The 23,459-nt window shown below is 67.0% G+C and carries 23 protein-coding genes; 10 read left to right on the forward strand and 13 right to left on the reverse strand.

What is annotated here, in order from left to right; genetic code table 11:
* Window positions 1-2,304 (reverse strand): DNA topoisomerase IV subunit A, encoded by a 2,304-nt coding sequence (locus HS053_RS12530; protein ID WP_174211592.1) that lies wholly within the window; start codon window positions 2,302-2,304, stop codon window positions 1-3.
* A gap of 231 nt (window positions 2,305-2,535) precedes the next feature.
* On the opposite strand from HS053_RS12530, the gene HS053_RS12535 reads away from it, so the two are divergent.
* The 6 genes from HS053_RS12535 to HS053_RS12560 all read left to right on the forward strand — a co-directional run bounded on the left by HS053_RS12535 (window position 2,536) and on the right by HS053_RS12560 (window position 8,396).
* Complete coding sequence (locus tag HS053_RS12535) at window positions 2,536-2,913, forward strand: SH3 domain-containing protein (RefSeq protein ID WP_241699848.1); 378 nt, start codon at window positions 2,536-2,538, stop codon at window positions 2,911-2,913.
* 57 nt (window positions 2,914-2,970) lie between these two features.
* Complete coding sequence (locus HS053_RS12540; RefSeq protein ID WP_174211594.1) at window positions 2,971-3,798, forward strand: SDR family NAD(P)-dependent oxidoreductase; 828 nt, start codon at window positions 2,971-2,973, stop codon at window positions 3,796-3,798.
* Between the two features lie 58 nt (window positions 3,799-3,856).
* Window positions 3,857-5,380: a 2,3-bisphosphoglycerate-independent phosphoglycerate mutase gene (gpmI, locus tag HS053_RS12545; RefSeq protein ID WP_174211595.1), complete on the forward strand. Its 1,524-nt coding sequence runs from the start codon at window positions 3,857-3,859 to the stop codon at window positions 5,378-5,380.
* Window positions 5,377-6,498 carry a peptidoglycan DD-metalloendopeptidase family protein gene (locus HS053_RS12550; RefSeq protein WP_174211596.1) on the forward strand — a complete coding sequence of 374 codons (1,122 nt, stop codon included), beginning with the start codon at window positions 5,377-5,379 and terminating at the stop codon, window positions 6,496-6,498. Before gpmI ends, HS053_RS12550 begins: the two co-directional genes overlap by 4 nt.
* A 7-nt stretch (window positions 6,499-6,505) precedes the next feature.
* On the forward strand, window positions 6,506-7,846 hold the full coding sequence (locus HS053_RS12555; protein WP_174211597.1) for a S41 family peptidase: 1,341 nt from the start codon (window positions 6,506-6,508) through the stop codon (window positions 7,844-7,846).
* Between the two features lie 67 nt (window positions 7,847-7,913).
* Window positions 7,914-8,396 carry an RNA pyrophosphohydrolase gene (locus HS053_RS12560; RefSeq protein WP_174211598.1) on the forward strand — a complete coding sequence of 161 codons (483 nt, stop codon included), beginning with the start codon at window positions 7,914-7,916 and terminating at the stop codon, window positions 8,394-8,396.
* Between the two features lie 44 nt (window positions 8,397-8,440).
* Here the strand turns inward: HS053_RS12560 and HS053_RS12565 are convergent, their stop codons facing one another.
* From HS053_RS12565 to HS053_RS12580, 4 genes are read right to left on the reverse strand one after another with little or no spacing between them, the layout of a single operon-like run.
* Entirely contained in the window at window positions 8,441-9,157 is a 717-nt protein-coding gene (locus HS053_RS12565; protein WP_174211790.1) for an LrgB family protein, read from the reverse strand.
* The gene (locus tag HS053_RS12570; protein ID WP_174211599.1) at window positions 9,150-9,506 is read right to left on the reverse strand and encodes a CidA/LrgA family protein; all 357 of its coding nucleotides are present in this window, start codon (window positions 9,504-9,506) and stop codon (window positions 9,150-9,152) included. The genes HS053_RS12565 and HS053_RS12570 overlap by 8 nt, the downstream gene beginning before the upstream one ends.
* On the reverse strand, window positions 9,503-9,955 hold the full coding sequence (locus HS053_RS12575; protein ID WP_174211600.1) for a GNAT family N-acetyltransferase: 453 nt from the start codon (window positions 9,953-9,955) through the stop codon (window positions 9,503-9,505). Before HS053_RS12575 ends, HS053_RS12570 begins: the two co-directional genes overlap by 4 nt.
* Window positions 9,952-10,338 carry a GFA family protein gene (locus HS053_RS12580; RefSeq protein WP_174211601.1) on the reverse strand — a complete coding sequence of 129 codons (387 nt, stop codon included), beginning with the start codon at window positions 10,336-10,338 and terminating at the stop codon, window positions 9,952-9,954. Before HS053_RS12580 ends, HS053_RS12575 begins: the two co-directional genes overlap by 4 nt.
* A 274-nt stretch (window positions 10,339-10,612) precedes the next feature.
* Here HS053_RS12580 and HS053_RS12585 point away from each other — a divergent pair, with 274 nt between their 5' ends.
* Both HS053_RS12585 and HS053_RS12590 read left to right on the forward strand, forming a co-directional pair.
* Window positions 10,613-14,068: a chromosome segregation SMC family protein gene (locus HS053_RS12585; protein ID WP_174211602.1), complete on the forward strand. Its 3,456-nt coding sequence runs from the start codon at window positions 10,613-10,615 to the stop codon at window positions 14,066-14,068.
* Window positions 14,065-14,424, forward strand: coding sequence for a hypothetical protein (locus HS053_RS12590; RefSeq protein WP_174211603.1), 360 nt, complete (start codon window positions 14,065-14,067; stop codon window positions 14,422-14,424). The genes HS053_RS12585 and HS053_RS12590 overlap by 4 nt, the downstream gene beginning before the upstream one ends.
* A gap of 66 nt (window positions 14,425-14,490) precedes the next feature.
* Here HS053_RS12590 and HS053_RS12595 read toward each other — a convergent pair whose 3' ends face one another.
* From HS053_RS12595 to HS053_RS12630, 8 genes are all read right to left on the reverse strand, one after another.
* Window positions 14,491-15,516 (reverse strand): hypothetical protein, encoded by a 1,026-nt coding sequence (locus HS053_RS12595; RefSeq protein ID WP_174211604.1) that lies wholly within the window; start codon window positions 15,514-15,516, stop codon window positions 14,491-14,493.
* A gap of 70 nt (window positions 15,517-15,586) precedes the next feature.
* Window positions 15,587-16,153, reverse strand: coding sequence for an MOSC domain-containing protein (locus HS053_RS12600; protein WP_174211605.1), 567 nt, complete (start codon window positions 16,151-16,153; stop codon window positions 15,587-15,589).
* Window positions 16,143-17,300: a lytic murein transglycosylase gene (locus tag HS053_RS12605; protein WP_174211606.1), complete on the reverse strand. Its 1,158-nt coding sequence runs from the start codon at window positions 17,298-17,300 to the stop codon at window positions 16,143-16,145. Before HS053_RS12605 ends, HS053_RS12600 begins: the two co-directional genes overlap by 11 nt.
* An 81-nt stretch (window positions 17,301-17,381) precedes the next feature.
* Window positions 17,382-19,538: a caspase family protein gene (locus HS053_RS12610; protein ID WP_174211607.1), complete on the reverse strand. Its 2,157-nt coding sequence runs from the start codon at window positions 19,536-19,538 to the stop codon at window positions 17,382-17,384.
* Between the two features lie 86 nt (window positions 19,539-19,624).
* Window positions 19,625-20,578, reverse strand: a complete 954-nt coding sequence (gene ispH, locus HS053_RS12615) for a 4-hydroxy-3-methylbut-2-enyl diphosphate reductase (protein WP_174211608.1) — start codon at window positions 20,576-20,578, stop codon at window positions 19,625-19,627.
* Between the two features lie 93 nt (window positions 20,579-20,671).
* Window positions 20,672-21,115, reverse strand: a complete 444-nt coding sequence (locus tag HS053_RS12620; RefSeq protein WP_174211609.1) for a YqaA family protein — start codon at window positions 21,113-21,115, stop codon at window positions 20,672-20,674.
* Window positions 21,115-21,675: a hypothetical protein gene (locus tag HS053_RS12625; RefSeq protein ID WP_174211610.1), complete on the reverse strand. Its 561-nt coding sequence runs from the start codon at window positions 21,673-21,675 to the stop codon at window positions 21,115-21,117. The genes HS053_RS12620 and HS053_RS12625 overlap by 1 nt, the downstream gene beginning before the upstream one ends.
* Window positions 21,672-22,256 (reverse strand): LabA-like NYN domain-containing protein, encoded by a 585-nt coding sequence (locus tag HS053_RS12630; RefSeq protein ID WP_174211611.1) that lies wholly within the window; start codon window positions 22,254-22,256, stop codon window positions 21,672-21,674. Before HS053_RS12630 ends, HS053_RS12625 begins: the two co-directional genes overlap by 4 nt.
* A 163-nt stretch (window positions 22,257-22,419) precedes the next feature.
* Here HS053_RS12630 and folK point away from each other — a divergent pair, with 163 nt between their 5' ends.
* Complete coding sequence (folK, locus tag HS053_RS12635) at window positions 22,420-23,025, forward strand: 2-amino-4-hydroxy-6-hydroxymethyldihydropteridine diphosphokinase (protein WP_174211612.1); 606 nt, start codon at window positions 22,420-22,422, stop codon at window positions 23,023-23,025.
* Window positions 23,026-23,098: 73 nt separating this feature from the next.
* The gene (gene rpoZ / locus HS053_RS12640; RefSeq protein WP_174211613.1) at window positions 23,099-23,452 is read left to right on the forward strand and encodes a DNA-directed RNA polymerase subunit omega; all 354 of its coding nucleotides are present in this window, start codon (window positions 23,099-23,101) and stop codon (window positions 23,450-23,452) included.
* The last annotated feature ends 7 nt before the right edge of the window (window positions 23,453-23,459 follow it).

The raw sequence follows: 23,459 nt of genomic DNA on the forward strand, positions 1-23,459 counted from the left end.
TCAGTTGAACCGATTGTCCCGCGGGAAGCCGCGCGGCGCCATCCGGCCCACCCCGGCACGGGCACCTTCCCATTCCGTCAGGTCGGTCTCGGTGCGGGTGCGGCCCGCCGGGTCTTTCCACGCCAGACCCGCCGCCTTGACGAAGGTGGTGGCATCCGACAGCCCGCCGTCCTTGTATTTCTGCAACCGCACGCCCTTGCCCTTGGCCATTTCCGGCAGTTCGGCCAGCGGGAAGACCAAGAGCTTGCGGTTGTCGCCCACCACCGCCACCCAATCGCCCGCCACCCGGCGGCAAAGCGCGGTCTTCACACCCGCGCCAAGTGACAGCACCTGTTTGCCGCTGCGGGTCTGGGCCAGCACCTCGTCCGAGACCACCACGAAACCATCCCCCGCCGTCGAGGCGACCAGCAGCTTTTCCCCGGGGCGGAAGATCGTCAGATCGACGATTTCGGTGTCATTGGGCAGGTCCACCATCAGGCGCACCGGCTCCCCCATGCCGCGGCCGCCGGGCAGGCTGGCACCCAAGAGCGTATAGAACCGCCCGTTCGCCGCAATCAGCAGGATCTTGTCTGTCGTCTCGGCGTGGAAGGCAAAGCGGGCGCTGTCGCCATCCTTGAACTTCTGTTCGGTCGCCAGATCGACATGGCCCTTCATCGCCCGGATCCAGCCCATGGTGGAACAGATCACCGTGATCGGCTCACGCTCGATCATCGCCTCATAGGGCACTTCTTCGGCCTCACCGGCCTCGGCAAAGCTGCTGCGGCGGCGGCCCAGAACGGTCTCCTTGCCGAATTGCTTGCGGATATCCTCAAGCTCGGCGCCGATCTTCTTCCACTGGCGCCGGTCGCTTTCCAGAAGGTCGGCCAGATCGGCGCGCTCCTTCATCAGGGCGTCCCGCTCGCGGATCAGTTCCAGCTCTTCCAGACGGCGCAAGCTGCGCAGCCGCATGTTGAGGATGGATTCGGCCTGCAACTCGGTCAGTTCACCCGCCCCCGGCGCGGGCGGGACATAATCCTTTTCGCTGGTGGCGCGGCGGTGTTTGACGCTCCAGTCCTCGGCCATCAGGGCGGCCTTGGGATCGTCGTCATAGCGGATGATGTCGATCACCCGGTCAAGGTTCAGGAAGGTCAGGATGAAGCCTTCCAGCACCTCAAGCCGGTGGTCGATCTTCTCGACACGGTGGGTCGAACGGCGGCGCAGCACCTCGCGCCGGTGGTCAAGGAAGGCTCGCAGCACCTCTTTCAGGCTGCAAACCTTCGGCACCTTGCCGTCGATCAGCACGTTCATGTTCAGGCTGAAACGGGTTTCAAGATCGCTGTTCTTGAACAGCGCCCCCATCAGCATGTCAGGCTCTACCGTGCGGTTGCGCGGCTCGATCACGATGCGCACGTCATCCGCGCTTTCGTCGCGGATATCGGCCAGAAGCGGCACCTTTTTCAGGTTGATCAGTTCGGCCAGCTTTTCGATCAGCTTCGACTTCTGCACCTGATAGGGAATTTCGGTGACGATGATCTGCCACATGCCGCGGCCCAGATCCTCGACATTCCATTTGGCCCGGGTGCGGAAGGCGCCGCGCCCGGTGCGATAGGCTTCCAGAATGGCCTCGCGGCTTTCCACGATCACCCCGCCGGTGGGGAAATCGGGGCCGGGGATCAGCTTCACCAGCGCCTCATCCGACAGTTCCGGGTCGGCGATCATGGCATGGCAGCCCTGAATCAGCTCATCCAGATTGTGCGGCGGAATGTTGGTGGCCATGCCCACCGCAATGCCGCTGGAGCCATTGGCCAGAAGGTTCGGAAAGGCCGCGGGCATCACCACCGGCTCTTCCAGCGTGCCGTCGTAATTCGGGCGGAAGTCCACGGCGTTTTCCGCCAGCCCTTCCATCAGCGTCTCGGCAATCGCGGTCAGGCGGGCTTCGGTATAGCGGCTTGCGGCAGGGTTATCGCCGTCGATGTTCCCAAAGTTGCCCTGCCCGTCCACCAGCGGATAGCGGACGTTGAAATCCTGCGCCAGACGGGCCATCGCATCGTAAATCGCGGCATCGCCATGCGGGTGATAGTTGCCCATCACATCGCCGGAAATCTTGGCCGACTTGCGGAAGCCCCCGGTGGCCGACAGCCGCAATTCGCGCATCGCGTAAAGAATCCGGCGATGCACGGGTTTCAGCCCGTCACGCGCATCGGGCAGGGCGCGGTGCATGATGGTGGACAGCGCATAGGTCAGATAGCGCTCGCCGATTGCGCGGGCGAGCGGCTCGGCAACCAGCACGGGCTCGGTCTTGGGGGCGTCGGGTGTCTTGGCCATAGCGGCTGTGTAAGGGGCGGCGGATTTCCGGTCCAGTCCGAAAAGCACCCCTTGGCGGCAAGGGGGAAGAAGTCGCTGTTTTTCCACCGGACTCCGGCGCGAATCGTGCTAGATGAAGGCAGTGAGTTAAAGGGCCCTGCCATGTTCCGGCTGACATTTCTGCTTTGTGCGTCTTTGTTCATTGCATTGCTTATCGGGGGGCAAGACCGTGGCCAGACCCGCTTTGGCCTGATGCCGCAGCCCGAGGTGGCGCCGCCTGTGGTTCTGGCAGCCCCCGCCACGCCTGCCCCGGTTGCGGCCGATGTGGTGCCCGCCGCCTTTGTTCCGGCGGCCCCCGTCATGCAGCCGCGCCCCGCACCTGCCCCCGCCCCCGCCCCCGCAGTTGCGCCGCAACCTGCGGCACCCTCGGGCCGCGTTGCCATCGTCAACACCCGCTCGGCCAATGTGCGCAGTGGCCCGGGCAAAGACCACGATGTGGTCGCCCGTCTGGCGCGCGGCGAAGAGGTTCTGGTGGTGGTCGAGGCCGATGCCCCTGACGGCTGGGCCCTTGTGCGGATCGAAGGCGATGGCGTCGAAGGCTATGTCGCCGCCCGGCTGCTGAACGAATAGCCCTTCCCGCCCCCGGCGGCGCCCCGTAGAACGGGGCAAAACGGCGGAGGCGGGCAGATGAATACGCGGTCGGTGCTGATCACCGGATGCTCTTCGGGGATCGGTCTGGATGCGGCGCGCGGCCTGAAGGCGCGCGGCTGGCGCGTCTTTGCCACCTGCCGGCAAGAGGCCGATTGCGTCCAGCTGCGCGCCGAAGGGCTGGAAAGCTTTCCGCTGGATTATGCCGACGAGGCCAGCATCGCCGCTGCGGTGGACGAGGTTGTCGCGCGCACCGGCGGCACGCTGGATGCGCTTTACAACAACGGCGCCTTCGCCTGCCCCGGTCTGGTGGAAGACCTGCCGCGCGGCGCGCTGCGCGCGATCTTTGAAACCAATCTCTTCGGCTATCACGACCTTACCCGCCGGATCATTCCCTTGATGCGGGCGCAGGGGCACGGGCGGATCGTGAACTGTTCCTCTGTGCTGGGCTTGGTGGCGGCGCAATGGCGTGGCGCCTATGTGGCGACGAAATTCGCCATGGAGGGGCTGACGGATGTGCTGCGGATCGAGATGTGCGGCACCGGCATCCACATCATCCTGATCGAACCGGGGCCGGTCACCTCTTCGATCCGCGAAAAGGCCATTCCGCATTTCGAGAAATGGATCAACTGGGAGGCATCGCCCCGCGCCGCCGATTACCGCAGCCTGCTGGACCGGCTTTACACCAGCCGCGGCCCCGACCGTTTTGAACTGCCCGCTTCGGCCGTCACGGCCAAACTGATCCACGCGCTTGAGGCGCCCCGGCCCCGGGCGCGCTATTATGTGACCACGCCGCCCCATATCGCGGGCATCCTGCGCCGGATCATGCCCACGCGGGCGCTCGACTGGTTCCTGACCAAAGGCTGACGTTGCCCCGCCCGGGCTTTGGCCGTAAAAGCGGGCCAAATGCCTTGGGAGCCCCATGATGTCGGCGAAAAAACCTGTCGTTCTGTGCATTCTGGATGGCTGGGGGATCGGGCCGGACCCGGCCACCTCGGCCCCGGCGCAGGCCGATGTGCCCAACTTCAACCGGCTCTGGGCGACCTGCCCGCATTCCACGCTGACCACCTTCGGCCCCGATGTCGGCCTGCCGACCGGGCAGATGGGCAACTCCGAGGTGGGCCACACCAATATCGGCGCGGGCCGCGTCGTGGCGATGGACCTTGGCGCGATTGATCTGGCGGTCGAGGATGGCAGCTTTGCCGTCAATCCCGCGCTGCTGGACTTTGCCGCGCGGGTCAAGGCGGCGGGCGGCGCGGCGCATCTGATGGGCGTGGTTTCAAACGGCGGGGTGCATGGCCATATCGCCCATGTGATTGCCGCCTGCCGCGCGGTCACCGCGCTGGGTGTGCCGGTCTGGCTGCATGCGATCACCGACGGGCGCGATGTGGCGCCTTCCTCTGCCGTCACCTTCATCGCCGATCTTGAAGCACAACTGCCGGTCGGCGCCCGCGTTGCCACCGTCACCGGCCGCTATTGGGCGATGGACCGTGACAACCGCTGGGAACGGGTCAGCCGTGCCTATGCCGCGATGGTCAACGCGACCGGAGAAGCAGCCAGCACCCCGGGCGAGGCTGTGGCGCGCTCCTATGCCAAGGGCGAAACCGATGAATTCCTCGCCCCCACCGTCATCGGCGCTTACAAAGGTGCGCGCGATGGCGATGGCCTGTTCTGCCTGAACTTCCGTGCCGACCGCGCGCGCGAAATCCTCTCGGCCCTTGCCGCGCCCGATTTCACCGGGTTTGACACGGGCAAGCGCCCGCAATGGTCGGCCCTTCTGGGCATGGTCGAATATTCCGACGCCCACAGCACCTTTATGGCCACCGCCTTCCCCAAACGAGTGATTGTCAATTGCCTTGGCGAATGGGTGGCCAAACAGGGCCTGCGCCAGTTCCGTCTGGCCGAGACCGAGAAATACCCGCATGTCACCTTCTTCCTGAACGGCGGCCGCGAAGTGCCGTTCGATGGCGAGGCGCGCTATATGGCCCCCTCGCCCAAGGTGGCCACCTATGACCTGCAACCGGAAATGAGCGCGGCGGAGGTGGCTGACCAACTGGTGGGTGCCATTCAGGACGGGTTTGACCTGATCGTGGTGAACTTTGCCAACCCCGATATGGTGGGCCACACCGGCAGCCTGCCCGCCGCGATTGCCGCCTGCGAGGCGGTGGACGCCGGCCTTGGCCGGGCACTGGCGGCATTGCAAGCGGCGGGCGGCGCGATGATCGTCACCGCCGACCACGGCAATTGCGAAACCATGGTCGATCCCATCACCGGCGGCCCGCATACCGCCCACACCACCAACCCGGTGCCGGTCATTCTGGTCGGCGGCCCGGCAGGGGCAAAGCTGCGCGACGGCGGGCGCCTGTCCGATCTGGCGCCGACGGTGCTTGACCTGATGGGCCTGCCCCTGCCGCCCGAAATGACCGGCAAGAGCCTGCTGCAACCGTGATCCGCAGCGCCCTCTTCGCGCTGGCGCTTTGCCTTGCCGCCCCGGCGGCCCGGGCGGGCGTGGCCGAAGAGGCGGCAAAAGCCTCATCCGACCTGCAGGCGGCAGTCGAGGCGCTGGACAAGGCGGTCGAGGCGAAAGACCGCATCGCCGCCCTGACCCAGACCATCCGCGCCTATGAACAGGGCCTTGGGGCATTGCGTGAGGCGCTGCGGCAGGCCGAACTGCGCGAGGCGCAGCTTGTGGCGCAGTTTCAGGCCAAGCGCGACCGCGTGGCACAGCTTCTGGGCGTCCTTTCCACGATTGAGGGCGAGCCGGGGCCGATGCTGCTTCTGCACCCCGACGGGCCTTTGGGCACCGTCCGGTCGGGCATGATCCTGTCCGATGTCACCCCGGCCCTGCAGGCCGAGGCCGAAACGCTGAAAACCCAGTTGACCGAGCTGCGCGACCTTCGCGCCTTGCAGGTTTCGGCGGGCCAGACGTTGCAGAACGGGCTGACGGCGGCGCAGGATGCCCGCTCGGCCCTGTCGCAGGCGATGTCGGACCGCACCGAACTGCCCCGCCGCTTTACCGAAGACCCCGAGGTGCTGCGCGGCCTTCTGGAAAGCGCCGATACGCTGGATGCTTTTGCCGCGGGCCTTGCCGTTGACAGCGAAACCGGCACCGATTTCACCGATGCCATCGGCGCGCTGGACCTGCCGGTGCTGGGCCGGCTGATCCTGCGCCCGGGCGAGACCGATGCCCGCGGCGTCACCCGCCCCGGCATGGTGCTGGCCACAGGGCCGGGCGCGCTGGTCACCGCGCCTTGGCCCGGAACCATCCGCTACCGCGGCCCGCTGCTCGACTACGGAAACGTGATCATCCTCGAGCCCGGAGGCGGTTATCTGTTGATCCTGGGCGGCCTTGCCGAAGTCTATGGCGAGGTCGGCGAGGTGGTGGCACGCGGCGCGGCTCTGGGCCTGATGGGGGGGGCAGAGGCGGGGCTTGCCGACTTCCTCGTGAGCGCCCAAGAAGGTGGTGGCGTGCGCGACACGGAAACGCTTTACTTGGAAATGAGGCAGGGCGCCGATCCGGTGAACCCGATGGACTGGTTTGCGGCCACGGCCGATCTGAAGGAATGACGGTGCAATGAAACGACTTCTGATGGCCGCGCTGGGCGGCACCTTGGCGGGAACGCTGCTGACCACGCAGGTCGCCGGCCCGCTGATCGCGCAAGAGGCGGCGCAGAATAGCTCTGTCTATGAACAGCTTGACCTGTTCGGCGACATTTTCGAGCGTATCCGCGCCCAATATGTCGAAGAGGTGGACAGCAAGAAGCTGATCGAAGCCGCGATCAACGGCATGTTGACCTCGCTTGACCCGCATTCCAGCTATCTCAACGAAGAAGCCTTTGGCGACATGCAGGTGCAGACCCGCGGCCAGTTCGGCGGTCTGGGCATCGAAGTGACGCAGGAAGACGGCTTTGTGAAGGTGGTCTCGCCCATGGACGGCACCCCGGCCGATGCGGCGGGCATCCAGTCGGGCGATTTCATCACCCATGTCAACGGCGAGGCGATGCTGGGCCTGACGCTGGACGATGCGGTTGAACGGATGCGCGGCGAGGTCGGCAGCGAAATCGTCATCACCATCGTCCGGGAGGGGGTGGCCGATCCGTTCGACGTCTCGCTGATCCGCGACACCATCAAGATGGTCGCGGTCAAGCCGCGGCTGGTGGGCAATACCGTGGTGCTGCGGATTTCCACCTTCAACGACCAGACCTTCCCGGGCGTTCAGGAGGGCATCAAAAAGATGGTCGAAGAGGCGGGCGGCATCGACAAGGTGAATGGCTTTGTGATTGACCTGCGCAACAACCCGGGCGGCTTGCTCAATCAGGCGATTGCGGTGTCGGATGCCTTCCTTGAAACCGGCGAGATCGTCTCGACCCGGGGCCGCAACCCGGCGGATGGCGAACGGTTCAATGCAACGGCGGGCGATCTGGCACAGGGCAAGCCGGTTGTCGTGCTGATCAACGGCGGCTCGGCTTCGGCCTCGGAAATCGTGTCGGGCGCCTTGCAGGACCACCGCCGGGCGATCGTGGTCGGCACCAAGAGCTTTGGCAAAGGCTCGGTCCAGACCCTTATCCCGATGAAGGGCGAAGGCGCCATGCGTCTGACCACGGCGCGGTATTATACGCCTTCGGGCCGCTCGATTCAGGCGCTGGGGGTGATGCCCGATATCGTGGTCAAGCAACCGCTGGTCGATCCGGCCGCCGAAACGGCGACGGAAGAGGAAACCGCCGCGGCGCAACGTTCAGAAGCCGATCTGCGCGGCGTGCTGTCGAATGACTCGATGTCCGAGGATGAAAAGAAGCTTCTGGAAGAAGAGCGGGCGCGCACCGAAGAGGCGGCCAAGCTGCGGGACGAGGATTACCAACTGGCCTATGCCGTTGATATCCTGCGCGGACTTGCCGCCGTCGCCCCGAAGCCCTGATCCGCGAAGCGGGGCGGCGGATTTGCCAGCAAATCCGCCGCCCCGCCCGCTCCTGCCCGAGGCACCCATGGCTGACACTACGACCGACCTGCCCTATCGCCCCTGCGTGGGCGTGATGCTGATCAACGCCGAGGGGCTGGTTTTCGCCGGCCAGCGGCTGGATAACCCCGCGCCCGCCTGGCAGATGCCGCAGGGCGGCATCGACGACGGCGAAAAGCCGCGCGAGGCCGCCTACCGCGAATTGTGGGAGGAAACCGGCATCCCGCGCGAGTTGGTGGAGTTCATCGGCAAGACCCATGGCTGGGTCACCTATGACCTGCCGCCCGAATTGCTGGGCAAGGTCTGGGGCGGCAAGTATCGGGGGCAAAAGCAGAAATGGTTCCTGCTGCGCTATCTCGGCCGCGACGATCAGGTGGATATAGCCACCGAACACCCCGAATTTGCCAAATGGCGCTGGATCGCGGCGGACGACATGCTCGCCTCGATCGTGCCGTTCAAACGCGCGGTTTATGAAGAGGTGATCCGCAGTTTCCGGGCGCACCTGGCTTAACCGGGGGAGCCTCCGGCGGGGATATTTGGGCCAAGATGAATGGGTTAGTGAAACAGCCCCAAGATGGCCGGGGCGATGAAGGCGGTCAGCACCGCGTTCAGGCCCATGCCAAGGCCGGCAAAGGCCCCCGCCGTAGGATGCACCTGCAGAGCGCGGGCGGTGCCGATGCCATGGGCGGCGACGCCGACAGAAAATCCCCTTGCGCGCCAGTCCTTTAGGCCCAGAAGGTTCAGAAGCGGCGTGGCCACGACGGCCCCGATGATGCCCGTCAGGATCACCAGAACCGCCGTCAGCGTGGGCGATCCGCCGATGGCTTCGGAAATGCCGATGGCCACGGGTGCCGTGGCCGATTTCGGGGCGAGCGAGGCGAGCATTCCGCCCTGCAACCCCAGCATCCAGGCGATGCCGAGGGCCGAGGCCACAGCGGTTGTGGAGCCCGCGACAAGCGCCGCCAGCATCGGCAACGCCGCCTTGCGCACCCGCGGCAGGTTTTGCCAGAGCGGCAGGGCAAGGCAGACTGTGGCCGGGCCGAGGAGGAAGTGGACGAACTGGGCGCCCTCGAAATAGGTGGCATAGGGGGTGCCGGTGAGCCAGAGGAGCGGGGCGAGGATGGCCACAGCGATCAGGACCGGATTGGCAATCGGGCGGCGTCCTGCGGCAATAAACAGCGTGTTTCCAATGGCATAGGCAGCAAGGGTTGCGGTCAGCCAAAGCAGGGGCGCGCGGCTGAGGTAGGTCCATATTTCGGCGAAATCAGTCATCATCGCGGCTTCCGATAAGGCGGGCGACGCCGGCGAAGGTCAGGGCGCCGGCGGCGATGGCCAGCACGGTGGAGCCGAGCAGCGCCAGAAAGACCGGCACGCCATCCGCGCCCAGAGTGGCGATGTGGCCCACAACACCTGCCCCTGCGGGCACGAAAAGCAACGACATATGGGAGAGGATGCCCTGCGCCACCGGCTGCACCAAGGCCGCCAGACGCGGCGACAGGACCAGCGCCAGCACCATCAGCACCATCCCCAAGACCGGCCCCGGAAGCGGCAGCGAGAGGGCGCGGGCAATGGCCTCTCCGGCGAGTTGGCAGGAGAAGATGGCGAGAAGGGCGGGGATCATGGGCGCTCCTTGCGGAAGGTGATCGAGGTGGGGTTTGCATAGCCTTTATGGGCGGTGCGGGCGGTTTCGGCAAAGCCCATCGCACGGAAAGCCTGTTGATTTTCAATCAGTTCGATGCGGGTTTGCAGTTCAACCCCGGCCAGGCCGAGGGTGGCGGCTCGTTCTTCGGCCAAGGTGACGAGACGGCGGGCGAGGCCCTGTCCGCGATGGCCGGCGGCCACGGCAAGCTTGCCGAGGTAGAGGAAATTATCCTTTGGTGTCAGCACCATGCAGGCCACTGGCGGATCGCCCAGCGCCCAGACTTCCGGTGCGGCGGCCAAAGTCTGTTCCGTCAGGTCGCGCATTGAGGAGGGCGGGTCGATCCGGCCCTCCATATAGGCGAATTCGGACTGGATCAGGCGCAGGACCGGGCCGAAATCTGCGGCTTTATCAAGAAGATAGGGCATCATCTGTTGGGCAGTCCGTCGGCAAGGTGCAACCAGGACAGGGCCTGATCGCGGTGGAAATGTTCGGTCGGGGCATAGGCTTCGGGTGTGTCGAGCGTGGCGGCGTAGAAGTGCCGCTCACCGGGAAAACGGGCGGAGTGATAGGACATCGGTGTGCCGCAACGCGGGCAGAAACTGCGCCAAGTGTCTGGAGATGATAGATATTCCTGCGGCGCTGCGCCCGTCCACTCCCAAGCGCCGTCGGCCATGCCAAAAAACGAGGCCAGCGCCGAGGCGGTGGCGCGGCGGCAACTGGCGCAGTGGCAATGCCCCTGCCAGAGCGGCGGCGCGGTGCAGCGGTAGCGGGTGGCGCCGCAGAGACAGCCGCCGGAAAAGGGTGGGATCATGGGCACCTCCGCCGCCATCAAAAGCGCGCGGCGGGCGAAGGGCAAGGGGATTGTCGGCCTGCTGCCGATGAGTCCAGATTCGGCGTAGTTTCTGCGTAACTTTCCCGTATTTCTTTCGTATTTTTTCTGTAGATACAGGCAGGATACGCCCCGCCGGCGGCGGTGAAAACAATATCTTGGGGATAAGCGGCGGGAACCCGCCAGATGCTGCTGCGGGACGGTTGACTCACCCCACGCTTGGGCCACAGTGGGAAATCGACCCCATGGAGGCCCCTTGCGTTTTTCCCGGCTGCGCCTGAACGGCTTCAAGAGCTTTGTCGATCCCACGGATCTGGTGATCCATGAGGGGCTGACCGGCGTTGTCGGGCCGAACGGCTGCGGCAAGTCGAACCTCTTGGAGGCGCTGCGGTGGGTGATGGGCGAGAACCGTCCGACGGCGATGCGCGGCGGCGGGATGGAAGATGTGATCTTCAACGGCGCGGCCACCCGGGGCGCGCGGCATTTCGCGGAAGTGGCGCTGGTCTTGGACAATGCCGACCGTCTGGCACCCTCGGGCTTCAACGACACGGATCAGATCGAGATCGTGCGGCGGATCACCCGCGAGGCCGGTTCGGCCTATAAGCTGAACGGCAAGGATCTGCGGGCGCGCGATGTGCAGATGCTGTTCGCCGATGCCTCGACCGGGGCGCATTCTCCGGCGCTGGTCCGGCAGGGGCAGATTTCTGAACTGATCAATGCCAAGCCCAAGGCGCGGCGGCGGGTGCTGGAGGATGCGGCGGGGATCGCGGGCCTGTATCAGCGGCGGCACGAGGCAGAGCTGAAGCTGCAGGGCGCCGAGCAAAACCTGCTGCGGGTGGATGATGTGCTGGAGCAACTGGCGCAGCAATTGTCCACGCTGACCCGGCAGGCGCGGCAGGCGGCGCGCTACCGCGAAATCGGCGACGAGTTGCGGCGCAGCGAGGGGATGCTGTTGCTGCGCCGCTGGCGCGAGGCGGATCAGGCGCGCGAAGAGGCCGAGCGGGCGTTGCGGCTGCGGCTGGTTGAGGCGGTGCAGGCCGAGGCGGCGGCGCGGGCGGCGGGCAAGGCCGTGGCGGCGGCAGAAGATGCCCTGCCGCCCAAGCGCGAGGAAGAGGCGATTGCGGCGGCCATCCTGCAGCGGCTCAACGTGGCGCGCGACGGGCTGAACGATCAGGAGGCGCGGGCGCGGCAGTTGATCGACACGCTGCGGGGCCGGATTGCCGAACTTGACCGCGATGCCGAACGGGAAGGCGGGCTGAACCGCGATGCGGGCGAGGTGATTGCCCGGCTGGACTGGGAGGTGGAGCAACTGGCCCGCGCCCATGAGGGCCATGAGGAGCGGCTGGCAGAAGCCTCGGACGCGGCGCGCGAGGCGGGGGCGGCGCTGACCGGGCGCGAGGCGGTGCTGTCGGAGGCGACCGAGGATGCGGCGCGGCTGGCGGCGCGGCACCAGTCGGCGCAGCGGATGCTGGGCGACAGCCGGGCCGGTCTGGCGCGGGCCGAAGCCGAGGCCGCCCGGGCGGGTGAGGCGGTGCGGGCGGCCGAGGTCGCCTTTGCGGCGGCGGGCGAGGCGATGGAGGGCGCGGAAGAGGCGCAGGAAGCGGCGGTTGCCGCGGCAGAAGCGGCGGATGAGGCGCTGGCCCGGGCCGAAGAGGCGCGCGGTGCCGTGCAGGGCCGTGAGGCGGATGCCCGTGCGGCGCGGTCCGAGGCCGAGGGCGAGGCGAATGCGCTGCGGGCCGAGGTGGCGGCGCTGGCGCGGCTGGTGGCGCGTGAGGCGTCGAGCGGGCATCAGCTCTTGGACCGGCTGGAGGTGGAACCGGGGTTCGAGCAGGCGCTGGGGGCGGCGCTGGCCGATGACCTGCGGGCGGCGGAAGTGGCGGGGGATCAGCCCTCGGGCTGGGTCGCCTTGCCGGGCTATGACGATGCAGCGGCGCTGCCGGCGGGCGCCCTGCCGCTGGCGGGCCATGTGGGGGCGCCTGCGGTGCTGGCGCGGCGGCTGTCGCAGATCGGGCTGGTGGCGCGGGGCGACGGCGCGCGGTTGCAGGCCGATTTGCAGCCGGGGCAGCGGCTGGTCAGCCGCGAGGGCGACCTCTGGCGCTGGGACGGGTTCCGCGCCGGGGCCGAGGATGCACCACAGGCGAGTGCCTTGCGGTTGCAGCAGTTGAACAAGTTGACCCGGCTGAAACGTGATCTGGAAGAGGTGGCGGCGCGGGCCGAAGGGGCGCGTCTGGCGCATGAGGATTTGCAGGCGCAGCTTGCCGCGCTGGCCCGCGCCGACCAGTTGGCCCGCGAGGCGCGGCGCGCGGCGGATGCGCGGGTCGCCGAGGCGAACCGGGCGGCGGCGCGGGCCGAGGCGGACCGTTCGATCTCGGAGGGCAAGCTTGAGGCGGCCCGGGCCGCTGTGCGGCGCCATGCCGACGATCTGGCCGAAGCGCAGGAGCGGCTGGAAGAGGCGGTCGCGGCGCTGGAGGATCTGGGCGATCTCGATGCCGCGCGGGCGGCGGTGGAGGCCGCGCGCATGGGGGTGGAGGGCGCCCGCATCACCATGATGGCGCGTCGCGCCGCGCAGGACGAGTTGCGCCGCGAGGGCGAGGCGCGGGTGCGGCGGCGGCAGGAAGCGGTCAAGGAAATCTCGGGCTGGAAGCACCGGCTGGAAACGGCGGGGCGGCGGATTGCCGAACTCGCCGCCCGCAAGACCGAAACCGAGGAGGAGCTTGACGAGGCCAGTGCCGCGCCCGAGGAAATCGCCATCAAGCGCGAGGAGCTTTCGGACGCCATCACCAGCGCCGAGGCCCGCCGCACCGAGGCGGCCGAGGCGCTGTCGCAGGCCGAAGCCGCCCTGCGGGCTGCCCGCGATGCCGAGCGCGAGGCGGAACGCGCAGCCGGCGAAGCGCGGGAGGCCCGCGCCCGTGCCGAGGCCCGCGCCGAAGCGGCGCGCGAGACCTGCAACCTGACCGTCGAGCGGCTGCGCGAAGAGATGGGCGCGAGCCCCGGCGAGTTGATGGACACGCTGCGGCTTGACCCCGACAAGATGCCCCCAGCCGAGGCGCTGGATGTCGAGGTGCAGCGCCTGAAACGCCAGCGCGAGGCACTGGGTGCGGTGAACCTGCGGGCCGAAGAGGATGCCAAGGCCGTCAGCGAAGAATATGACACGCTGGTCAAGGAAAAGGTCGATCTGGAAGAGGCGATCAAGAAACTCCGCTCGGGCATTGCGGGCCTGAACCGCGAGGGGCGCGAGCGGCTGTTGACCGCCTTTGAACAGGTGAATGCCAATTTCGGCCAGTTGTTCACCCATCTGTTCGGCGGTGGCGAGGCGCGGCTGGTGCTGGTGGAATCGGATGATCCGCTGGAGGCGGGGCTGGAGATCATGGCGCAGCCGCCGGGCAAGCGGCTGTCCACGTTGTCCCTGCTCTCGGGCGGGGAACAGACGCTGACGGCGCTGGCGCTGATCTTTGGGGTGTTTCTGGCCAATCCGGCACCGATCTGCGTGCTGGACGAGGTGGATGCGCCCCTGGACGATGCCAATGTGACCCGCTTCTGCGACCTGCTGGACGAGATGACACGGCGCACCGAAACCCGGTTCCTGATCATCACCCACCACGCGGTGACGATGAGCCGGATGGACCGGCTGTTCGGGGTGACCATGGCGGAACAGGGGGTCAGCCAGTTGGTCTCGGTGGACCTCAAACGCGCGGCGGCGCTCGTGGCATGAGCGGTCTGGCAAAGGCGCTGCGAAGCGCGGGTTTTCCCGGTGTGGAGGAGGAAGGCGGGCGGGTCTTTGCCCGGCTGATTTCGGCAGATGTGGAGTTTTCCGGGGCCGAGGGGCCGGAAGGCTGGGATCTGGCCATCAGCCGCCCGGTGCGGGCAACGGCGGCGCAGCGGGCCGATTGGGCCGCGCGGCATCCGGGGGCCGAACTGGACATCTGGCAGGGCGAGACGCGACTGGCGCATCGGATCGCGGCGGGGGATGTGGCGGCGCTGCTGCACTGGGCCGCGCTGGCCGAGGCGCTGGTGGTGGCCTGTCTGGACTGGCGCCGCGCCCAACGGGCGCGTGGCGAGGGGATGTAGCCGGGCCAGTTTGCGCCGGGGAGGCCCGGAGGGGTGGGGCACCCCTCCGGCGCGGGTCAGGCAAGCCTAGCGCGGGCGCATGGCGAACTGGCGGACATAGGCTTCGGAGGCCCCGGCGGGCAGGCCGAGAAAGTCGATATTGCCACGCGCGGCAGGTGGCGTGGCTGGGGCGCCGATCGCATCCACCACCCGGTTGCTGATCTGATTGCCGGTCACGTCGATCAGGGTGCCGGTGCCGACCTGCGTCCAGAAGCCAAGATTGCCCATCCGGTTGCCGACCACCCCGCCCAGCGCCTGACTTCCGGCACCGATCAGGGCCGCCGCCGCAGCCTGTTCCATGCTTTTGCCCTCGACCAGCGCCTGACCGCCCGAGGTCACCCCCTGCGCCGAAGCGCCGATCACCAGAACCGTCGCCGCTTCGGCGCTGGTCAGGGTGGCCGAGGCGCCGCCCAGACCGATCATGCCCACGGTAAAACTGCCCGCGGCATTGATCATGGCCGAGCCGACATTGCCGGTGTCCTGATAGGTGAAGGCGCCGCGCATCACCGAGCCGGTAGCGAGCATCGTCGTCGCGCCGCCCATGCCGATGCCGGAACTGGCCGCCGCTGCCGCCCCGGCGCCGACCGGCGCCACCAAGACCCCCGCCGTGACGATCAGGATGGTGGCCGAAGCATCGCGCACCACCCGGGTTGCCGTCAGCGCGGTTTCCCAATTGTCCACCACCCGCCCGATATTCGCCGAAGAGCGGCGCATACAATCCTGCGAGGTGTTGCGATGCCAGTTGTTGTCATTGATTGCATCATTCACCAGCCCGATCAGCGAGCCGAAAAAGGTGTCGGGCGCCCGGCGCAACTGCAATTGCGCATTCTGCCAATAACGCGCCGCCTCTGCCTCCATCTCGGGGCGGTAGCCCTGCCAGTTGGTGTCGAGGTAATAGGTGGTGGGCAAATACCAGGCCGGATTTTCGGTCACCACGCGCGAGCGGTTGCGCATGATGCGGGCGCGCACGGCGGCGCGGACAATGGCATAGACCACATCGGGATCGTAGATCCAACTGCGGCCATGGACATCGTTGGAACTCTGAACGGTCATGGGAAAACTCCGCGGACAGGCAATGGGGCAGGCTCAATGGCCCCAGTCCAGCCTTCCTCTGACCGTTGTGTCAAGCGCCGCGGCGCAGGATTTGCAATCTGTCGGAAAGCCTTACCTCGCCATCACGTTCAACCGCGCAATAGATGCCGCGCAGACGCAGTTCAGGGTGGCCCGGCAGGGTGATCCAGTCCTTGGCATCGCGGCCATAGCGCGCCTTCCACTTGACGCAGCCGTCGTTGAACTCGTCTGACACCCGCAGCACGGCGGTTCCGGCGGCGATCAGGCTGCCGGCCGGCAGGTTGGCAAGGCTGCAATCGAGGTCGGCCACGATGTTGTCGCCCGGATGCACCGTGCCCGCGCGGTCGCGCCAGATCAGGTCCAGCACGCGGGAGGGCAGGATGGAAACCTGGATCGACGGATCGGGGCTGCCATCGGGCAGTTTCAGCCAGGGCAGCGTCAGCCAGCGTTCACCCGGCACGCCTTCGGCGCGGGTCATAGCAAGGGTTTCAGGAAATTCGCGCAGGCCAAAGCCGGGGCGGCGGCAGAGGCCGGTGATGGGTGCCGCGTCGCGCGGGGCGGCCAGAACCTGCGGCAGGGCGGCGGCGAGTTCGGCGGCGGTGACGAAATCAGAGGGCATTCAGCAACTCCACCGTAGGCCAGCCATCGGCGGGCAGGCCAAGGCGGGATTGTTCAGCCTGCACCGCGGCCCGGGTGGCGGCGCCAAGGATACCGTCGATCTTGCCCACATCATGGCCGCGCGCCGCCAGCGCCTGTTGCAGGGCAGTCATTTCTTCGGGCGAGAGCGCCGGGTCGGGGTTTCCGGCGGCATAGGGCGCCGCCCCCTGCAACCGCGTGGCGAAATAGGCGGCGGTGGTGACATAGACGAAGCTCTTGTTCCACTCGAACAGCACCTTGAAATTGGGATAGGCGAGAAAGGCCGGCCCCTTGCGCCCCTGCGGCAGAAGAAGCGAGGCGGGAAGGTCCGCGAAAGTCCCTTCACGCGGGGCAACGCCCAGCGCGGCCCAATCGGCGGCGGGGCGTTCGGTTTGCAGCCCGGTCAGCGACCAGTCGAGCGTTTCGGGCAGCGTGACCTCTTGCAGCCACGGCTCTCCGGCGCGCCAGCCGTGATGGCGCAGCAGATTGGCCCCCGACAAAAGCGCATCGGGGGCCGAGGTCTTGAGCGTAATCAGACCGTCGCCGTCGCCATCAACGCCCTTTTCCAGAATGTCCTTGGGCAGCATCTGCACCATGCCAATCTCGCCCGCCCAGGCGCCGGTGGTGGTGGCCGGGTCGAAATCATGCTTTTCGGTCAAGAGGATGGCCGCCAGAACCTGCGGCTGAAACATCTCGGGGCGGCGGCAATCATGGGCCAGCGTCAGCAGGGCGTTGCGGGTGTTGAAATCGCCCTGCACGGCGCCGAAATCGGTCTCGAACGCCCAAAAGGCCAGAAGGATGCCGCGCGAGACGCCGAATTCACTCTCGGCCCGGGCAAAGATGGCGTCCCATTCCGCGGATTTGGCGGCGCCGGTCTGCAACCGGCTTTTCGAGATCAGGCTTTTGGAAAAGTCGAGAAAGGTCTTACGGAACACCCCCTGCCCACGGTCGGCCTTCAGCACCTTGGAATCGGCGCGGGCCCCGTCGAAAAAGGCGGCGATGGCGGCGTCGGAGGCGCCTGCCGCGCGCGCCTCGTCCGTCATGGCCCGCAGGAAGCCGCCCCAGTCGCCACCGCAGGGCGCGGCAAGGGCGGGCTGGGCAAGGAACAGGGCAAGAAGGGCGGCACGCATGGCAGTCTCCGGCTTGGGTCGGGCGAGGCTAGGGCGGCAAGGCGGCGGGGGGAAGGGCCTGATGCGCCCTCCCCCGGGGCGTCAGGGGGCGAGCGGGGTGAAGACGAAATCGCCGCCTTCATGGCCGGATTTGGCGATGGGGCGGTATTGCGGTTCCTGTTCGGCGCGGCCGATCACGATGGGAAAGACGAAATCGTCGAACAGCTCTTGCGCGGCGATCGGGCCGGTCGCCTCGGACAACCCGGTGAGCAGGGCGCGGGCGAAGATCGAATGGCCATCGCCGCCGCCATCGGCCACAGGTTCATTCGCGCCCGAGGTGATCAGCACACGCGACCGTTTGTCCGAAAGCCGGTCCAGCACCCGGGCGCGGTCCACCGCGTCCAGCGCAGCAAAATCCTGCGACGGCGCCCCCCGCATCAGCGCCCCGGAATAGCAACTGTCGGAAATCACCACCACCGACCCCGCCTGCAACCGCAACAACGCCTCTGAGATACCCGAAGCCGACAGATAGCTGGGCGGAACCCCGGCGACGGCATCGGCGGGCAACCAGAAGGCGGTGCCGGTCACCTCTTCAAACACGCCATGGCCGCCGTAATAGATCAGCACCTGATCCTCGGCCCCGGCGATCTGCGACAGGTGAAAAAGCGTGGCCTCGATCGTGGCGCGGTTGGCATCCTTGAGCAAAAGCGGCAGCGGGCTGCCATCGGGCAGGGTCGCTTCGGTGACAAAGCCATAGCGGCGGGTCAGAACTGCGGCCAGCGCATCGGCATCGGCAAAGGGCGTGGCGAGGGCGGGCATTCCGGTGGTGCCGCCATAGGTCTGATTGGCGATCAGCAGGGCATAGCGTTTGCCGGTTCCGGCGCGGGCCACCTCACCGCCGGAATAGGTCACCTCGATCACCTTGGAATGCTGGCGATTGTCGCGGGTCATCGCCATGATCTCGATCCGGTTCAGGCCGGGTTGCAGCGCCACCTCATGCTGAAAGCTGCCATCGGCGCGCGACAGGGCCTGTTCCTTGCCGACCAGCACGATCAGCGTGTCTTCGGGCCAGTGGACCGCACCTTTTAGCGTCAGCACCGGATCGTCCAGCGCGGCGGCGGTGCGGCTGGGTTCGGGGGCGGTGATGCGGATGACATCCGGCCCATCGGCCGGAACGGCGGGCGGCACCGGGGCGGCAGCGGCAAGTTCGGCAAGGATCGGCAGGCTGGCGTCGGTCGTCTCGATCACATGGTTCTGGTAGTGCTGATACTGCGGCGCAAGCGAGATGGCCGCGATGGCGCGGCCCAGCGACGGCACGGTCAGGGCGGCATCGGCCTGAATCGCGGCGGCCAGCTTGAAGCCGAAAAGGTTGTAGACCGGCGATTGCGGGCTGTCGTCGGGAAGGCGCATTTCGGCAGACATCGAGGTGCGGTCGGCGCTGTAAAGAAGCGACAGCGCCCCGGCGCGTGCCGACAGGGCAGTGGGCAGCGGGGCTTCGCCCCCGGCGGTTTGGCTACCGCGGCTTTCGCGCCAGAGCAGGCGCGGGTCCACCCGCATCTGGCGCGCCGCGATGTCGAACCCGGCGGCATAGGTGGTATCGAGGATCAGTGTCACATGCGCGGCGCGGTTGCGCAGCCGGGTGACCAGTTCCGAAAGTGCTGCGGCGGAGAGGATTTCCTGCTCGGTCGCGGTCGAGGGATTGCCCAGCAGGAACGGCGCCGACGAAACGATGCCGCGCATCAGGGGGTCGGTTTCCGCCGAGGCGGAAATCCAGTCATCCTTGGACCAGCCGCCGGTCATCCATTCCGCGATGCTCTTGGTGCTGGCGGAAACCCCGGTGATGTAAAGAACGACATGATCGGTGCAGCCAAGCCGCCAGAGCAGCCCCTCGGCACCCTGCGCCAGCGCGGCGCGGGTGGCATTGGCGCCGTCGAGGCGCAGGATATTGTCGGCGGGCAGGCCACGGCGGGTCAGCGCCTCGGCCATCAGGGCGATGGAATTGGCAGCCCCGGCCAGCACCGCGCCGGAACCGGGGCCGAAACTGTCGGCCCCGAACAGGATGGCATGGCTTTGGCCGGGGCGCGTCAGATCGCAGGGCGCGGCCAGCGCCGGTTCGGTCAGGGGCAGGAATTGGGTCAGCGAGGCGAAGGGCCCTTCGGCCAGCGCGCGCATTTGATCATAGGTCACCTCCTCCTGCGCCAAGGCGGCAGAGGGGGCGGCAAGCAGCAGCAGGACAAGGGCGAGAAAGCGGCGCAGCATGACGGGTCCAGAGGAGTGCCGCCAGCCTAGCGCCCGCACGGCGGGCTGTCAGCCCCCCGCCCGCGCACGCCGTCGGGCAAGTTCGGTCAGGCAGGTTCGCGCAGGATGCGGGGCACCTTGAATTCGATGTCTTCCTGCGCGGTCTCTACCCGTTCGACATTGGTGGCGAAACGGGCGCGGAAGGCGTCGATCACCTCGTTCACCAACACCTCGGGGGCCGAGGCGCCGGCGGTGACGCCCACGGCGCGGATACCCTCCAGCGCGCGCCAGTCGATGTCGGCGGCGCGCTGAATCAGTTGGGAATAGGCGCAACCGGCGGCGCGGCCCACTTCGACCAGACGTTTGGAGTTGGAGGAATTGGGGGCGCCGATCACCAGAAGCGCGTCGATCCGGCCCGCAATGGCCTTGACCGCCGCCTGCCGGTTGGTGGTGGCATAGCAGATGTCTTCCTTATGCGGGCCGATGATGGCCGGGAAACGATCCTTCAGCGCGGCCACGATGCCAGCGGTATCGTCCACCGACAGCGTGGTCTGGGTGATGAAGGCAAGGCGCGCCTCGTCGCGGACCTGAAGGCCCGCAACATCGGCAGCGGTTTCCACCAGCAGCACCTCACCTTCGGGCAGTTGGCCCATGGTGCCGATGGTTTCGGGATGCCCGGCATGGCCGATCATCACCATTTGTAGCCCCATCTCATGGTGGCGATGCGCCTCGGAATGCACTTTGGTCACGAGGGGACAGGTGGCATCAACGGCAATCATGTTGCGGGCGGCAGCGGCGGCGGGCACCGATTTCGGCACGCCATGGGCCGAGAAGATCACCGGGCGGTCGGTGGGTGCATCGTCGAGTTCCTCGACAAAAACCGCGCCCTTGGCCCGCAGTTCATCGACCACGAATTTGTTATGAACGATCTCGTGCCGGACATAGACCGGGGCGCCCCATTTCTCGATCGCCATTTCGACGATCTTGATGGCGCGGTCCACGCCGGCGCAAAACCCCCGCGGCGCGGCGAGGAGGAGGGTCAGGGGCGGCAGGTCGGACATGGGGCGGCCTCGGGCAGCGGGGAATCTGGATATTTGGGCCAAGATGAAGGCAGCCGGTTCCGATGTAGGGCCTGCGGGGCACAAGGTCCAGCCTCAGCCGGTTACAAGACGGGCAAGGCCCGCAAGCGCGGCATAACGGGCGGTCTTGGCGAACGCGACAAGGGCAAGGGTCTGCAGCACCGGCAGGCGGGCAAGACCGGAAAGCGCCACAAGGATATCACCGCCCGGCGCCCAACTGAGCAACAGCGACCAGCGGCCCCAGCGGGCGAACCACGCCTCGGCCCGGGCGCGGCGGCGGTCGGAAAGGGGGAGCCAGCGGCTGCCCCCCGCGCCGGCCGCGCGCCCGATGGCATGGGTGACCATGGAGCCTGCGGTATTGGCGAGGCTGGCGGTGATCAGCAGCGGCCAGAGCGGCACAGTATCGGTGGCGAGAAGGCCAAGGAAGACCGGCTCGGACTGAAAGGGCAGCGGGCTGGCGGCGGCAAAGGCCGAAAGCGCCATGCCGCCAAGGCCCGCCCAGACCGTGGCCGCCACCATCAGGGCTGCGCCTGTTGCGAGAGGCTGTCCCAATGGGCGGCAAAGGCGGCCATGTCTTCGGCACCGGCAAAGGCGGCGCCCGGCAGGATCAGCAGGCTGGAGGCTGCGTCAAGAAACAGCCTGTCGGGCGTAAGGACCACCTGACGGATGGTTTCGGGGGCAAGGATAAGCGCGGCCTGCGGCTGCCCCACGGCATGGGCAGAGAGGTGATCGCCCCAAACCTCGCAGATCATGTCCACGGGGGCGGGGATGCGGGCAAGCGCGCGGCGCTGCCGGCCCCGCGCCATCAGCACTTGCGACAGCGCCCAGACCGCAAGCGCCGGGGCGCTGGCCAGTGCGGCATGTTGCCAGAACGGCAGGTCGTGGCCGTCGATTGCGCCCCAGCCCAGCCCCAGCATGATCCAGGGCGCGAAGAGGGCCAGTTTGACCCAGCCACGCGCCTCGGTCGGCAGCATCTCCCAGGCGAGGGCGTCGGCGGGGGTCAGCCGGTAGTGCAGCAGCGCAAGCGGCAAGACCGGAACAGTCCCCTGCCCCGGTCCTTCGGCTTCAACGCTGCTCACTTGCCTTCGATGTCGGCGTCTTCGGGACGCTCGGCCAGCAGGGGGCGCGGTTCACGCGGCGGGCGGCCGATGACTTCGCGCAACTCGTCCAGCTCGATGAAATTGTCGGCCTGACGGCGCAGTTCATCGGCGATCATCGGCGGTTGCGACCGGATGGTCGAGACGACAGAGACGCGAACACCCTGACGTTGCAGGCTTTCCACCAGCGGGCGGAAATCGCCGTCGCCCGAGAACAGCACGGCATGGTCCATCCGCGGTGCAAGTTCCATGGCATCGACCGTCAGTTCGATGTCCATGTTGCCCTTGACCTTCCGGCGGCCCTGACTGTCGGTATATTCCTTGGCCGGTTTGGTGACCATGGTGAAGCCGTTGTAATGAAGCCAGTCCACCAGCGGGCGGATCGGCGAGTAATCGTCATTCTCAAGCAATGCGGTGTAATAGAATGCGCGCAGCAGTTTGCCCCGTCGCATGAATTCCTGTCGCAGAAGCTTGTAGTCGATGTCGAAACCCAGCGCCTTGGCGGCCGCATACAGGTTCGAACCATCGATGAACAGCGCGAGCCGTTCGTCCTTGTAAAACATTCCGTCTTCCCCTCGAAAAAATATTCACCAATCGCGCTTCCGTGAGTGACCAACGTATTGTAGCGAAATCGACGGTGAACCCGTCACATATGGCAAACGGCATCTGTGCCCACAACCCCGCCAAAAGGGTAGTCCCCTGCGGCACGAGTCAAGGTTAGCATCGGTGAGCCCCCACGAAAAGCACGTCCTGGTTGCATTTGGCGCAAACCTGCCCTTCGGCGGAATGCAGCCGGAATCAACGATCTTGGCTGCCGCTGCCGCGCTGAACGGCGGGGCTTTGGGCGACCTGCGCCTGAGCAGGCTTTACCGGACGCCCTGTTTTCCGGCCGGGGCCGGTCCCGACTATGTGAATGCGGCGGCGGTTCTGACGCTGCGTCATCAAATTGTCACTTCGGAAATTCTGGCACGCCTGCATGAAATCGAGGCCCGATTCGGGCGCGAGCGGCTGCGGCGCTGGGGCGGGCGGACGCTGGACATCGACCTTCTGGCGGTGGGCGATACGGTGGCGCCCGATCTGGCGGGGTTCCGCCACTGGCACGACCTGCCCCCCGAGGCGCAGGCGCAAGAGACGCCCGACCGGCTGATCCTGCCGCATCCGCGGATGCAGGACCGGGCTTTTGTGCTGGTGCCATTGGCCGATGTGGCGCCGGACTGGCAGCATCCGGTGCTGGGCCGCAGCGTGGCCGAGATGCTGGCCGACCTGCCGCAAGCGGCCCGGGCAGAGGTGGTCGCGCTTGATGCCAGCCTTGACTCTGGCGCAAACCTCTGATTATCCGCTTGTCAAGCCCAAGTTTCGCGCCTAAACAGGCGCTTCCCGATCCCCTGCCCGAGTGGAGTTTCCAATGGCCCGCGTGACGGTTGAAGATTGCGTTGACAAGGTTCCGAACCGATTCGAGCTGGTGATGCTGGCCGCCCATCGTGCGCGCGAAATCCAGTCCGGCTCGGTCCCTTCGGTGGACCGTGACAATGACAAGAACCCGGTGGTCGCGCTGCGCGAGATCGCGGAAGAGACCCAGATCGCCTCGGTTCTGCGCGAGCGGATGATCGAAAGCTATCAGACCCAGATCGAGGTTGACGAGCCGGAAGACGATCAGATGGCGCTTCTGATGTCGGGTGAGATTGACCGCCCGATGCAGGACGACATGTCGGAAGAAAAACTCCTCCGCGCGCTGATGGAAGCGCAGGGCGAGCTGTAAGACCCGA

The sequence above is a fragment of the Tabrizicola fusiformis genome (genome assembly GCF_013328815.1).
Classification (GTDB): domain Bacteria; phylum Pseudomonadota; class Alphaproteobacteria; order Rhodobacterales; family Rhodobacteraceae; genus Fuscibacter.